The sequence below is a fragment of the Shewanella sp. FJAT-52076 genome (assembly GCF_019457455.1).
Taxonomy (GTDB): Bacteria; Pseudomonadota; Gammaproteobacteria; order Enterobacterales; family Shewanellaceae; genus Shewanella; species Shewanella zhangzhouensis.
In genome coordinates, this window is sequence record NZ_CP080415.1 from 2,490,639 (window position 1) to 2,504,060 (window position 13,422).

Genomic DNA, 13,422 nt, shown 5'->3' on the forward strand with positions numbered 1-13,422 from the left:
ATAGACCCCATCAGCCGACAATGACGATAAAACTCAGGGATTATCAGCAAGATGCTATAGAAGCGACTCTCGCCCATTTTAGAGAGAGCCGCGAGTCTGCCCTGCTGGTACTGCCAACCGGCGCCGGAAAAAGTCTGGTGATAGCCGAGCTTGCCCGTCTGGCAAAAGGGCGGGTATTGGTGCTGACCCACGTCAAAGAGTTGGTGGCCCAAAACGCCCAAAAAGTGGATGCACTCGCGGGCAACGCCAGCATCTTTTCTGCCGGACTCGGCGAAAAAGACACCGGCGGTAAAACTGTGATTGCGGGCATTCAGTCCGCTGCAGTCAATGTCGCGGCCTTTGATGCGCCATTTTCCCTGGTGATCATCGATGAGTGCCACAGAGTCAGCCTTGACGAAAACAGCCAGTATCGGCAGCTGTTCAGTCAGCTGCGGGAGAAAAATTCGGACCTCTTGCTGCTCGGGCTTACTGCCACCCCCTATCGGTTGGGAGAGGGCGCGATATATAAACGTCATGTTCGTGGCCATGTGGGCAATCCCGACAAGGGCGTGTTCGATATCTGTATCTTCGAACTGCCCATCCGCAGCTTAATAAAACAAGGGTATTTAACCCAGCCGTTGCTGCTCGATGGTCTGGCCGCCCAGTATAACTTTGCCTCGCTCAAAGCCTCTGAAGAAACGGATTACCAGGAGGCCGAGGTGCAGGCCATTCTGGATACCAGCACCCGGGCCACGACTACCATCATTGGTCAGATAAAGGCACTGGCGCAGCAGCGTTTTGGGGTCATTATCTTCGCGGCCACAGTGCGCCATGCCAAAGAAATCATGGCACTGCTTGATGAGACGGCAGCGCTTATCACCGCCGACACCCCCGGGCCCGAGCGCGATAAGATCATCACCGCATTTAAAGCACAGGAACTGAAGTTTCTGGTGAATGTGGCGGTACTGACCACGGGCTTTGACGCGCCCCATGTGGATTTGATTGCCATATTGCGACCCACTGCGTCGGTGAGCCTGTTCCAGCAAATGGTTGGTCGGGGCCTCAGGATCTTCCCCAAAAAAACCGAGTGCCTCATTCTCGACTACGCCGCCAACGGATTCAGCCTGTACCACCCGGATGTGGGCAAACCCCGACCCGACAGCAAGAGTGTCCCCGTGCAGGTACCCTGCCCGGCCTGCGGTTATGCCAACCTCTTTTGGGGTAAAGCCGATGCCGATGGCGACATAGTCGAGCACTACGGCAGGCGCTGTCAGGGTTTGCTAGACGATGGCAATCAGTGTGACTTTCGCTTTCGCGCCCGCATCTGTCCCGATTGCGGCGCCGAAAATGATATTGCCGCCAGAGTGTGCCGCGGCTGCGACTCCGCCCTAGTCGACCCGGACAAGCACCTCAAAGCTGTGCTGGCGCACAAGCACCATCACCTCTTTAAAGTCAGTGACATGCTTCTTGGGGCCTCCGAGGCGGGCCTTGAGGTGACCTATGTGGATATGGACGGAAACCAGTTTGTTGAACGGTTTAAAATGCAAACACCGGCGCAGAAAAAAGCCCTCTTTGCCCTGTTTTTACTGCGTCACCAACGGGCGCCGGGACTTCCACTACCCAAATACCCCAACGCCGAAGCCCTGATTAAAGACAGCGCCAGGTTCAGGGCGCCGGAGCTGCTGTTGCTGAAAAAGAGCAAGTTTGGCTGGCAGCTGGTCGACAAATTTTTTGATTACCGGGGCAAGTATCAAACCCGCACGCGATTTGCTGACTAAAGCGCGCCACGGATTATCAAAACCACCTTGGCTGTGATATAACAGCCACACAGTATCGTTCTGAGGAGACTACATGTACGTTGTAATTTTTGGCCGTCCCGGCTGCCCCTATTGCGTTCGTGCCGAGCAACTTTGTGAGCAGCTTGCCGAAAAACGTGAAGACTTCCGCTTCCGCTATGTGGATATCCATGCCGAAGGGATCAGCAAAGAAGACCTGTCCAAGACGGTTGGCAAGCCCGTGGAAACCGTACCACAGATTTTTGTGGACAAGACCCACGTAGGTGGCTGCACCGACTTTGAGGCCTATGTTCGCGAGCACAATCTGCTGGCCTGAGCCCAATACAAATAGCCTGCTTGATGCAGGCTTTTTGTTGGCTGTTCAAACTCTTGCTGGTATGCAAATGGATTCATGGCTAAGCTGAATTAATTCCGGCCGCCGCTACCTGAGATGCAACATGGACTCGATGCTATCCACCATCATTGAAAAGGTTTCCAATACCCGGGGTGAAGCGTTTTTCAATAGCATAACCCTGGCGCTGCACGATGCCATTGGCGCAGACTTCACCTTCGTTGCCATCCTGGATAAAGAAAACCACAGCTCACATACCCTGGCATTGGTGGCAGATGGCAAGCTGGTTGACAACATCTCCTACTCCCTCGCCAATACTCCCTGTGCCAATGCGGCCGACGATTCGGTTTGCTGCTACCGGGCCGATGTCACCGCCACTTTTCCAGATGATCTGATGCTGCAGGACATGGGGATTGAAGGCTACCTTGGCACACCACTGCACGATCTCAAGGGTGAGGTGATGGGTATCATTGTCGCGCTCTATCGGCGCCCTATTGATAATCACACCTGGGCTCTGGAGCTGTTCAAACTGTTTTCGGGGCGCATAGAAGCCGAGCTTGACCGAGTCGAGCACGAAAAAAAGCTCGAGCAGGCCAATCAATCCCTCGAGACTAAAGTCGCCGAGCGTACCGAGCACCTGAACCGGGTTATCGCCGATTTAAAGCAGGCTCAGGATAAGCTTATCGAGTCGGAAAAAATGGCGGCGATGGGCAGCCTGGTGGCAGGTCTTGCCCATGAAGTGAACACACCGCTGGGTGTTGCAATTACAAGTTCCAGCGTCATTAAAGAACACAGAGACCTGCTGGTTAATGCCTATCGCAGCGGGGAGCTCTCCACTGAGCAGCTGGATGAGTTTCTCGATGTCTGCGATAACGCGCTGTCGTTATTGGATATCAATCTTCATCGGGCCATCGAACTGGTTGAAAGCTTTAAACGCACCGCAGCCGACCAGCACACCGACGAGACCGAGCACATTAATCTGGCGCAGTATTACCATCAGGTCATTACCGCCGTTAAACCACTGCTTAAAACCATGCAGGCACAGGTTACCGTTGAGATCCCAACAGACTGGGAGGTGGATACAGTCCCGGGGGCCCACTCACAGATCCTCACCAATCTGCTCAGTAACAGCATCAATCATGCCTTCACCCAGGGCGAGGACAATCAAATCCACATCCGTGGCAAGCGCCTTGCCGATGGCAGTTACCACATCCACTACAGTGACAACGGTAAGGGCCTCAGCGAAGAAGCCAGAAAACGCATTTTCGAACCCTTTTACACCACAGCGCGCGCCAAAGGCGGCATTGGTCTTGGAATGAGCATAGTCTTTAACCTTGTTCACCAACAGCTCAATGGCGCCCTGAGCTTGCCCGAGTCAGAGAAAGGATTTGCCATGGAATTCAGCTTTAAGGGATAGCCGGGAGACTGGAACCAAATGAAAAAAGGCGAACCATGTTCGCCTTTTTTACGTTTCTCAGACTGAAAACTGATGGGGCTTAGAGCACATACTTGGCCGAGAAAATGACCCGGTTCAGGTCGCCGTCCACACCATTTTCTTTGCTGTTGGTGGCAAACATGTATTCCACACCAAAGGTCAGCGGCTTGCTTGGGGAGTACAGCAGGTTCACATAGGCTGAGTAGGCATCTTTGTTCACGTTCTTACCTGTGATATCGACGTTGTTGTCGACCTTCATGCCGGACAGGGTAAAGCTTGAGCGCCACTGCTCGTTCCACCAATGACGATATGAGACAAAGCCGCCAAAGGAGCCAATGGTATCGAGCTGCCCGTCGGCATCTACTGAAGCGGCATTGGCAAAGTTAAGCCCCATATAACGCCCCAAACCTTCACCCCAGGTGGCAGTGAACTTCAGATCGTCTTTACCCAGTGGAATAACACCGGCAAAGCTGGCGCCGAAGCCCAGAGTTGAATCGTCATAGTTGCTGTTTTCCAGTGTCAGCTGACGACCAATGGCCGCAACAGAGAAGGAAGCGCCACCTTCGGATTTGAAATTATAGCGTGCGACCACATCGGGCATCATGCCGCTGCCACTGGTGATACGGCTGCCGGTTTGATAATCACTGACGGTGGTTTCGGGGTTTTCCACAGCAAACTGGAAGCCGCCATTGGTGTAACGCAGCTGTGCCTGACGCACGAAGGGGGTACCATCCGCTGCGCCAACAAAGTCGAGGTTTTCCGGCAAAGCACCTGGGTTTTGGAAGGTGGTCCAGGTTTGACCTACGGTCCAGTTGTCATAGCTGACAAAGGCATGGCGAATGCGGGGCGAGTAACTATTGGAAACCCGCTCGTTACCGTCGGTATGGGTCATGAAGTCCAGCTCGATAAAGCCGGTCAGAGTATGCCCATCCAGATCTGTAGTGGTTTTAAAGTTAAAACGGGTTTCACGGGCCTGGAAATCAACAACCTGCTCGCCGTTACCCGCTTTACCATAAATGGTGCCCGGCACATAAAACTGGCGGGATAAATCCCCCGACTCCGGTGCGCCATTGCTGTAATCGCTGAACATCACGTCGGCCTTGATATAGCCGCCAAACTTAAAATCGGTTTTTCCGGTTTCGGCGATGGCTGAGCCTGACATCGCCAGAAGCGCACTGGCCAGCGCAAGTGAGACTGGTGCTTGTTTCATTCTTGTTGCTCCCTGATTGTTATTATGTATCAAAGGAACTATGAACAAATTGTTACTGGGGAAATATTAGCAATAGGTCTATGAGACAAAAGTAGAAAAGAGAAAGGTGATATTTGAGGAGTGGTGGGTCGTGAAGGATTCGAACCTTCGACCAATTGGTTAAAAGCCAACTGCTCTACCGACTGAGCTAACGACCCATCTGGGGTGCGTTATCGCAAATTGTCCACTTCGGGGAAGTGGTGGGTCGTGAAGGATTCGAACCTTCGACCAATTGGTTAAAAGCCAACTGCTCTACCGACTGAGCTAACGACCCATCTGGTTGCGATACTGCGAATTGTTCACTTCAGGGAAGTGGTGGGTCGTGAAGGATTCGAACCTTCGACCAATTGGTTAAAAGCCAACTGCTCTACCGACTGAGCTAACGACCCATCTAGGTTTGCGGTGTTTGAAATATCCAGCGAGTGGTGGGTCGTGAAGGATTCGAACCTTCGACCAATTGGTTAAAAGCCAACTGCTCTACCGACTGAGCTAACGACCCATCTCGAGATTTACCGCAGATTGCCACTTCAGAAAGAAGTGGTGGGTCGTGAAGGATTCGAACCTTCGACCAATTGGTTAAAAGCCAACTGCTCTACCGACTGAGCTAACGACCCAAATTTTGATACAGTGTTTGCCGAGCGTGGTGGGTCGTGAAGGATTCGAACCTTCGACCAATTGGTTAAAAGCCAACTGCTCTACCGACTGAGCTAACGACCCGCTCGATACACTGTGATGATCCCGCCCCACCGAGAGTGGTGGGTCGTGAAGGATTCGAACCTTCGACCAATTGGTTAAAAGCCAACTGCTCTACCGACTGAGCTAACGACCCATCGGGATCCGGCGTTCTGAAATTGGTGGGTCGTGAAGGATTCGAACCTTCGACCAATTGGTTAAAAGCCAACTGCTCTACCGACTGAGCTAACGACCCATTCCAGATTGCCCTCTACGCTGCCTTGGCTGCGCTGAGGGCGCCTATAATACCTTTTTCAGTTATCCATGCAAGCGCAAATTCCCGAAACTTTTGCCGTTTGCATGAAAAACAGCCCAAGAGACTGTTTTCTGGATTAAAACCCGTCAAAGTGCGTTCAATTGCTGCTGTGCAATGCGCGCCGCAGCACTGTTTGCGTACTCTTTTATTACCTTGCGGTACAGGTTTTTAGCGCCAACGGTGTCGCCTTTCTTTTCGGCAATCAGACCCAGCTTGACCAGGCTGTCACCGCGCTTGCTGGAGTCGGGATATTTTTCCACCACCACAGTAAAGGCACCACGGGCTTCGTCGAGCTCGTTCTTATTATAGAGGAGCTGACCCAGCCAATAGTTGGCATTATCAGTGTAGTTTGAGCCAGGGTATTTTTTGACAAAACTGCGAAATGCCGCGATAGCCTCATCGTACTTGCGCTCTTTGAGCACCAGGTTAATGGCCTGCTCGTAAGATGCGGTCTCATTGAGTGAAGCTTCCACCGCCACAGTACCGCCACTGACGACCGGCGAGCTTGCACCACCGGCTGCACTGACAGGTACCTGCGCCTGGGGCTGCACCTTGGCTGCGCCTGAACTCAAGCTGGCTATCTCTTCATACAGCTTGCGCTGACGCTCAAGCATCTGGTTGATTTGATAGTTCTGCTGCTCCGTGAGCCCACGCAAATCCAGCACTTCCTGCTGCAGGGCGTCCAAGCGACGCTGCATGTCAAAGTCGGTTTGCTGTTTGGCTTTCAGAATTCGCTCAAGCTTGGCGATACGCTCATCGAGGCTACCGCCACCACCCAAATCTTCAACCGGCGCGGCGGCAAAAGCCTGACCCGCCGCCAGCATGGCTACCAGTAATACAGTCTTTTTCATCAATCCTACCCTGTCGTGTTAACCCTCAGTACACCAATACTGCGCGACGGTTCTTGGAGAAACCTTCGTCGGTACGGGTCAGGTCCTGTGGCTTTTCTTCGCCGTAGCTGACAATGCTCATCTGGGCAGGTTGTACACCCATGGCCTGCAGATATTTGGCAACGGCCTTGGCACGGCGCTCACCCAAGGCGATGTTGTACTCAGGGGTACCACGCTCGTCAGAGTGGCCTTCAATCAGGATACGTACTGAAGGGTTTTCAAGCAGATAGTTACCGTGGGCCAGCAGGATATCGGCTGACAGCGGCGACACTTCACTGCGGTCGAAGTCGAAGTAAATGACGTTCTCGCGGCGCAGCTCTTCCTGCTTCATGCGCATCTGCTCTTCAGGGGTCAGCATGCCAGACACACTGCCGGTTTCAACACCGCCCATGCTGGAGCCGCTACCACCCAGGCTGCTGGAAGAGCCACTGGCATCGGTGGCCGAGTCGGTTGAGCTACAGGCAGACAGTGCCATGATAGGGGCCACAATCAGCATGGTCTTAAGCAGTTTGTTCAATTCCATTTTTAAATCCTTTAATCAATCGGTGATGATAATTCGTTACAGGAACGGTGACCAGGAAGGTGATTTCACCTCCCCCTGCCCCGCGGGCAATCTTGCCTTAAAGCGTCCATCCGTAGACACGGCAGCGAGCACCTGCCGGCCCTGATGCGTGGTGCCATAAATGACCATGGTGCCATTGGGCGCCACGCTGGGAGATTCGTCCAAACGGGTCGTGGTCAGCACCTGCATAAACCGGGTTTCCAGATCCATGCGCGCGATGTTGAACTTGCCGTTGGTACGGTTTACAAAAATCATGGTACGGCCGTCCGGGGTGATGGAGCCACCGAGGTTCCACTCACCGTCAAAGGTCAGACGGGTCAACTTGCCGGAGTCCAGCTCCACCTTATACAACTGAGGTCTGCCGCCACGCTCAGAGGTGATAAGCAGCGACTTGCCGTCGGGGAACCAGGTAGGCTCAGTGTCGATGGCATAGTGATTGGTTATCCGGCGGGTGGTCTTGGTGGCGATATCGATGGTGTAGATTTCGCTCTGGCCATCTTTGGACAGCGTCACCGCCAGGGTTTTGCCATCGGGCGAAAAGCTTGGTGCGCCGTTAATACCGGGGAAGCTGGAAACCTTGGTACGGGCCTGGGTAAAGATGTCCTGCACAAAGATTTCGGCCTTGCGGTTTTCAAAGCTGACATAAGCCAGGCGGCGACCATCCGGTGACCAGGCGGGTGACATCAGCGGCTCGGGCGAGCGCAGCAACATGTGCTCGTTGTAGCCGTCATAGTCGGAAATCATCAAACGGTATGGTGCTTTCTCGGCATGGTTTACCACTACGTAGGCGATACGGGTCAAAAAGGCGCCGCGAATACCGGTGAGCTTTTCGTACACCACATCGCTGATGCGATGACCGTACTGACGGAACTGGGCGGCGGTGATCACGGTCTGGCGGCTGTCCAGCAGCAGGTCCTGCTTATTGAGCGGCGCCTGACCGGCCAGTTGGGCCTTGAGCAAATCAATCAAATCGAATGTGACCAGATACTGATCCGGACCATAAGGCTTGATGGCACCCACCACGGCCGCTTCGGCGTTGATGCCGGTCCATTTTTGTGGTGCAAACTCAGCAAGGGTAGAAATGCCGTTTTGCGGTAAGCCCAGGGCATCCAGGGGTTTAAAGGTGCCGCTGCGGGTCAGATCCGAGGCCACCACATCTGAAATCTGTGATGGCACCGGGCCTGTGCCCTGCCAGACAAAGGGCACCACGGCAATGGGACGGGCAGCGTCAACACCTTCGGTGATAACGATATCCAGTGCGGCCTTCACGGGCAAAGACAGAGCGGCAATTATCAGCAGCGCCCACTTTCCGATGATCTTCATGAAACTCCTTTAGATTTCCGGTTGCACGGTCAAATTGATTTCTTTCATCAGCTGGTACACCTCAGGCTCAGGTGACACAGGCAGACGTCCGGCCTTGGTAATGGCCGCCTTGGCGGCGCGGCATACCACGCCGTCCCCCTCCCGCGCTTCGGCGGTGGTCACAAAACCATCGCTGGCGAGACGGATAAACATTTTACAGCTCTTGCCACGCATCGACTCATCCACCACCAGATTCCGCTGGATGGTGGCCTTGATCATGGCGGTGTATCTGTCACGCTCAGACACAAGCTGGCGATTGCGGGCGGCGTTGATGGTCGCCTGTTCGGCCGCCATCATGTCGGCCAGCTCCTGCTCACGGCGCGCCGCTTCTTCTGCTGCCTTGCGCTTACGTTCTGCTTCCGCCTTACGCTTGGCCTCTTCCTCAGCTTTGCGCTTACGCTCTTCCTCGGCCTTGCGTTTACGCTCTTCTTCGGCTTTCTTGGCGGCTGCCTCTTCGGCCTTGCGTTTGTCTTCGGCCTTCTTGGCAGCTTCTTCGGCTGCCTTACGCTCAGACTCTTTACGCACCCGCTCTTTTTCAGCCTTGTCGGCGGCTTGCTTGGCCTGCTCTTCCTTGCGCTTGGCTTCTTCGATGGCCTTTTGGGTCTCGATTTCCTTTTGCTTGCGCTCGGCTTCAAGCTGCTTCAGCTTGGCCTGCTCCTGCTCACGGGCCTTACGGGCTTCGTCGGCCTTGCGTTCCAGCTCTTCCTGACGCAGCTGCTCACGGCGCTCGGCATCTCGCTTCTCTTGTCTAATTTTCTCGGCTGCGGCCGCCACCTTTTGCTGGTCGATGAGTACCGCCTGTACAGGCGCGGCGGCTGCGGGCTCCGGGGTCTCGAGCTTTTTGGTGAAAAAGTCCAGCGCGCCCAGTGCCAACACCAGAATAATACCCAGGTGTATGGCCAGCGAGATGGCCACGGGTAAGGTTAAACTTGAATGGAATTTCTTTGCGGACACCCTGTTACTTCTCCTGTGGCGAGTCCGTCATCAGCCCCACCGAGGGCACTCCGGCTTTTTGCAGCGTGATCATCAACTGAATAACGTCCTCATAGGGAATGCTGCGGTCGGCTTTTACCACCACGGGGCGCTCCGGCTCCAACATGATCATGGCAGCAACCTGGGTTGCAACATCATCTAGGGTGAGCACGTCTTTGGCGCTGCTGCCACTGCCGATATCCAGATAATAATCCCCATTGGCATCGATGGAAGCCACAACCGGCGGCTTGCTGTCAGTTGACAGGGCTTCTGCCTCCCCGGTGGGCAAGTCCACCTTGACGCCCTGCGTCACAATCGGCGCAGTCGCCATAAAGATGATAAGCAGCACCAGCATCACGTCGATATAAGGTACGACGTTGATTTCAGCCACGGGGCGGCGGCGCTTGCGCTGATAACCGTGCATCAGGCTGACTCCTTCTCGGCATAAGCCTGACGGTGCAGGATGCTGGAGAACTCTTCCATAAAGTTCACATAGGTGCCTTCCAGCTTCTCCACCTCGGTGGAATAACGGTTATAGAAAATCACTGCAGGAATCGCGGCAGCCAGGCCCATGGCCGTGGCAATCAGGGCTTCGGCAATGGCGGGAGCCACGATACCCAGAGTGGGGTTTTGTACGGCGCCCAGGGCGATAAAGGCATTCATAATCCCCCATACGGTACCAAAGAGGCCGATGTAAGGGCTGGTTGAACCTATGGTGGCCAGCAGCGGCAAATTGGTTTCGAGTTTTTCAAGCTCGCGGGACAGAGTCACGCGCATGGCGCGGTAAGTACCGTCCATGACGGCGCCAGGGACACGGGCCGACAAGCGTGCCAGACGGGAATACTCTTTAAAGCCAGTGACAAACATGGCTTCGAGGCCGGCATTGGCGTCGCCGCGGGCAGACAGTTCCTGATACAGGCGATTCAAATCCACCCCGGACCAGAATTTGTCTTCAAATTTGGCAGAGCGCGACTTGGCGGCCTTGATGAGGTTGCGGCGCTGAATGATCACCGCCCAGGACAGGACCGACAGACCAACCAGCACAAGCATCACCAATTTGACCAGCAAGCTTGCCTGTAAAAAGAGTCCCAAAAACGAAATATCAGCGTGCACCTTGTGTTAACTCCTGCGCTATATGGGGTGGAATGGCATGGGGCCGCATCTTCGACAATGCCACGCAGGCAACCACTATGTGTCCCTCGCAGTAACAGGTGCCGGCCTCATCCAGAAGTCGTTGTTCGAAAACCATGGAGGCTTTCTTCATTTCTATGACAGTGGAATGCACAAAAAGATTCTGCTCAAAGCGCGCCGCTTTACGAAACTCTATCTCGGCCCGCTTCACCACAAAGGCGATATCGCCGGCCAGCAGCTCGGTCTGGCTGATGCCGAGCGCACGCAGCCATTCGCTTCTTGCCCGCTCGAAAAAGTTGAGATAATTGGAGTGATACACTACCCCACCGGCATCGGTATCTTCGTAGTAGACGGAAATAGGCCAGATAAACATGGCAAATGCGCACAAATCCTCTTGTTAAAGTGAGGCCTACTATACCTAGCCTGCTCGGGATTGTGAATGGCCGCTCCCCCGCCAACTGTAAAGAAAAATAAATGATAAAAGGGGCCGAAGCCCCTTGTATCAACGCATTTTTTGTGCGTTTTGCGTTCAGAGTTCAGTTGGCAGGGTTAAACCGAAGTTTTGCCACAAAAAGGCATAGATGTCGGCAAACTCGGCAATCTGCATCGAGGTGGGTTTACCCGCACCATGCCCGGCCTTTGACTCAATTCGCATAATCACAGGCGCTTGCCCCTGCTGTTTGGCCTGCAACATGGCGCCAAACTTGAAGCTGTGCAGCGGTACTACGCGATCATCATGGTCGGCTGTCATCACCATGGTGGCAGGATAGGCCTGCGCTTTCACGTTGTGATAAGGCGAATATGCCAGCAGATATGGGAAGTCCTCAGCATTGTCGGCACTGCCGTATTCAGCCGTCCAGGCCCAACCTATGGTGAACTTCTGGAAGCGCAGCATATCCAGCACACCAACGGCTGGCAGGATGGCGGCAAACAAATCGGGTCTCTGGGTCACGGCTGCACCCATCAAGAGCCCACCGTTGCTGCGGCCATAGGCGCCGAGCTTGCTGCTGTTGGTGTAGTTTTCGCTGATAAGGTATTCGGCGGCAGCAAAATAGTCGTCAAAGACATTTTGCTTTTTACCGAACATACCGGCCTTGTGCCACTCTTCACCGTACTCGCTGCCACCACGAAGGGCTGGCACCGCATAGATGCCACCCATGTCCAGCCAGGCAATGGTGGCGGGGCTGAAGCGCGGGGTCATGGAGATAGAAAAACCACCGTAGGCATAAAGCAGCGTCGGGTTATTGCCGTCTTTCTTCAGCCCTTTTTTGTAACTGACCAGCATGGGGATGCGAGTGCCGTCTTTGCTGGTGTAAAACACCTGCTCAGACACGTAGTCGTCCGGATTGAAGGATACCTTGGGCGCACTGAACAGCTCATTGGTGCCCTTGTTCAGATCGTACTTGTAGATAGTCTGAGGCTGCACATAGCTATTGAAGATGTAATAAAAGTAAGGCTTGCTGGCCTTGCCGTAGGGACCGGCTATCTTGCCCTTACCCGGCAGCGGCACATCCTCACGCTTCACCCCATCCATATTGTAAATGGACAGTTGGCCCAGCACATCGTGCAGGTAACTCACCACCAGATGCTCGCTGATAATGCTGACCGCAGCGATGGGGTCCTGAGATTCCGGCACCAGGGTGCGCCAGTTGTCTTTGGCAGGATTTCGGGTATCGACGGCAATGATGCGGCCTTTCGGGGCATCCAGATCGGTCTTGAAGTAGAACACCGGACCTTCGTTACCGAGGAACTGGTATTCAGCTTCCAACTCGCTCATCAGCTCAACCACTTTAAGGCTTTTATCTTTGAGCGGTTTATAGAAGAAGCGATTGCGGCTGTCTGTCCCCACTGAGACGCTTATCAGCAGGAAGTTACCGTCATCGGACACAGTGGACGAAAAGCCCCACTCGGGCTGGTCCGGACGCTCGTATACCAGGGTATCCTTCGCCTGTTCCTCGCCAATGCGGTGGAAATACACCTTCTGGTTGTAGTTCACATCGACCAGGATATCGCCGCCAGCGGGCGCATCATAGCGAGAGTAGTACACACCACTGTTGTCATGGGCCCACTCGGCGCGGGAAAACTTGATCCAGTTTAGGCTGTCAGCCAACTTGCGGCCACTGGCCACATCGATAAAGGCCCACTCCTGCCAGTCGGAGCCGGACTTTGAAACGCCGTAAGCCAGGGTTTTGCCATCACCGCTTACGGATACGCCGGATAGGGCCACAGTGCCATCGGCTGAAAGCGTGTTGGGGTCAAGCAGTACCCGCTCGGCGCCGCCCTTTTCGCTCACATAGAGTACGTTTTGTGATTGCAGACCATTGTTTCTGAAAATAAAGCGATTTTCACCGTGCTCAAAAGGTGCACCTACTTTTTCAAAGTTCCACAGCTCGGTAATGCGGTCAACCACCACTTGCTTATTGGGAATGGCGGCAAGGTATTCTTCACCAAAAGCCTGCTGCCGTTTGACCCAATCTTCGGTCTCAGGGCTGCTTTCTTCGAGCCAACGATAAGGGTCTTGCACCTCAACGCCGTGAATTTGTTCACTTATGGCAACCGTTTGGCTGGCAGGATAAGCGATACCAGCCGCAGGGGCACTTTGGGTCGCTTCTTTGGTGTGACAGCCTGATAATCCCAGAGCAAAACCCAGGGTCAGCAGGCTTAGAGTGCTGATTCTGCTTGTCATTGTTGTCTTCCTTTGCAGTAGAGAGGTGCATTGCCGCTGCC

12 protein-coding genes and 8 tRNA genes are annotated in these 13,422 nt (G+C 54.2%); 3 read left to right on the top strand and 17 right to left on the bottom strand.

Features of this window, described 5'->3' with window-relative positions:
- Positions 1 to 20 precede the first annotated feature (20 nt).
- From K0H79_RS10750 to K0H79_RS10760, 3 genes are all read left to right on the top strand, one after another.
- Positions 21 to 1,757 (top strand): DEAD/DEAH box helicase, encoded by a 1,737-nt coding sequence (locus tag K0H79_RS10750; RefSeq protein WP_220075793.1) that lies wholly within the window; start codon positions 21 to 23, stop codon positions 1,755 to 1,757.
- Positions 1,758 to 1,830: 73 nt separating this feature from the next.
- The gene (locus K0H79_RS10755; protein ID WP_011760194.1) at positions 1,831 to 2,091 is read left to right on the top strand and encodes a GrxA family glutaredoxin; all 261 of its coding nucleotides are present in this window, start codon (positions 1,831 to 1,833) and stop codon (positions 2,089 to 2,091) included.
- Between the two features lie 121 nt (positions 2,092 to 2,212).
- The gene (locus K0H79_RS10760; RefSeq protein WP_220075794.1) at positions 2,213 to 3,523 is read left to right on the top strand and encodes an ATP-binding protein; all 1,311 of its coding nucleotides are present in this window, start codon (positions 2,213 to 2,215) and stop codon (positions 3,521 to 3,523) included.
- Between the two features lie 79 nt (positions 3,524 to 3,602).
- On the opposite strand, the gene K0H79_RS10765 is transcribed toward K0H79_RS10760, so the two are convergent.
- The 17 genes from K0H79_RS10765 to K0H79_RS10845 all read right to left on the bottom strand — a co-directional run bounded on the left by K0H79_RS10765 (position 3,603) and on the right by K0H79_RS10845 (position 13,381).
- Positions 3,603 to 4,751, bottom strand: a complete 1,149-nt coding sequence (locus K0H79_RS10765; protein ID WP_220075795.1) for a DcaP family trimeric outer membrane transporter — start codon at positions 4,749 to 4,751, stop codon at positions 3,603 to 3,605.
- 121 nt (positions 4,752 to 4,872) lie between these two features.
- Positions 4,873 to 4,948, bottom strand: a tRNA-Lys gene (locus K0H79_RS10770).
- A 40-nt stretch (positions 4,949 to 4,988) separates the two neighbouring features.
- A tRNA-Lys gene (locus K0H79_RS10775) sits at positions 4,989 to 5,064 on the bottom strand.
- Between the two features lie 39 nt (positions 5,065 to 5,103).
- Positions 5,104 to 5,179 (bottom strand) — tRNA-Lys (locus K0H79_RS10780).
- 34 nt (positions 5,180 to 5,213) lie between these two features.
- Positions 5,214 to 5,289: transfer RNA gene (locus tag K0H79_RS10785), tRNA-Lys, on the bottom strand.
- A 39-nt stretch (positions 5,290 to 5,328) separates the two neighbouring features.
- Positions 5,329 to 5,404, bottom strand: a tRNA-Lys gene (locus K0H79_RS10790).
- Between the two features lie 27 nt (positions 5,405 to 5,431).
- Positions 5,432 to 5,507 (bottom strand) — tRNA-Lys (locus tag K0H79_RS10795).
- A gap of 36 nt (positions 5,508 to 5,543) precedes the next feature.
- Positions 5,544 to 5,619, bottom strand: a tRNA-Lys gene (locus K0H79_RS10800).
- Between the two features lie 23 nt (positions 5,620 to 5,642).
- Positions 5,643 to 5,718: transfer RNA gene (locus K0H79_RS10805), tRNA-Lys, on the bottom strand.
- A 146-nt stretch (positions 5,719 to 5,864) separates the two neighbouring features.
- Complete coding sequence (gene ybgF, locus K0H79_RS10810) at positions 5,865 to 6,629, bottom strand: tol-pal system protein YbgF (RefSeq protein ID WP_220064835.1); 765 nt, start codon at positions 6,627 to 6,629, stop codon at positions 5,865 to 5,867.
- A 25-nt stretch (positions 6,630 to 6,654) separates the two neighbouring features.
- The gene (gene pal / locus K0H79_RS10815; protein WP_011760198.1) at positions 6,655 to 7,191 is read right to left on the bottom strand and encodes a peptidoglycan-associated lipoprotein Pal; all 537 of its coding nucleotides are present in this window, start codon (positions 7,189 to 7,191) and stop codon (positions 6,655 to 6,657) included.
- A 36-nt stretch (positions 7,192 to 7,227) separates the two neighbouring features.
- Entirely contained in the window at positions 7,228 to 8,553 is a 1,326-nt protein-coding gene (tolB, locus tag K0H79_RS10820) for a Tol-Pal system beta propeller repeat protein TolB (protein WP_220075796.1), read from the bottom strand.
- A 9-nt stretch (positions 8,554 to 8,562) separates the two neighbouring features.
- The gene (tolA, locus tag K0H79_RS10825; protein ID WP_220075797.1) at positions 8,563 to 9,546 is read right to left on the bottom strand and encodes a cell envelope integrity protein TolA; all 984 of its coding nucleotides are present in this window, start codon (positions 9,544 to 9,546) and stop codon (positions 8,563 to 8,565) included.
- A 4-nt stretch (positions 9,547 to 9,550) separates the two neighbouring features.
- The gene (gene tolR / locus K0H79_RS10830; RefSeq protein ID WP_220067888.1) at positions 9,551 to 9,991 is read right to left on the bottom strand and encodes a protein TolR; all 441 of its coding nucleotides are present in this window, start codon (positions 9,989 to 9,991) and stop codon (positions 9,551 to 9,553) included.
- A complete protein-coding gene (gene tolQ, locus K0H79_RS10835; RefSeq protein WP_011760202.1) occupies positions 9,988 to 10,677 on the bottom strand; it encodes a protein TolQ in 690 nt (229 codons plus the stop codon). Before tolQ ends, tolR begins: the two co-directional genes overlap by 4 nt.
- The gene (gene ybgC, locus K0H79_RS10840) at positions 10,667 to 11,068 is read right to left on the bottom strand and encodes a tol-pal system-associated acyl-CoA thioesterase (RefSeq protein WP_011760203.1); all 402 of its coding nucleotides are present in this window, start codon (positions 11,066 to 11,068) and stop codon (positions 10,667 to 10,669) included. The genes tolQ and ybgC overlap by 11 nt, the downstream gene beginning before the upstream one ends.
- A 156-nt stretch (positions 11,069 to 11,224) precedes the next feature.
- The gene (locus tag K0H79_RS10845; RefSeq protein WP_220075798.1) at positions 11,225 to 13,381 is read right to left on the bottom strand and encodes a prolyl oligopeptidase family protein; all 2,157 of its coding nucleotides are present in this window, start codon (positions 13,379 to 13,381) and stop codon (positions 11,225 to 11,227) included.
- Between the last annotated feature and the right edge of the window lie 41 nt (positions 13,382 to 13,422).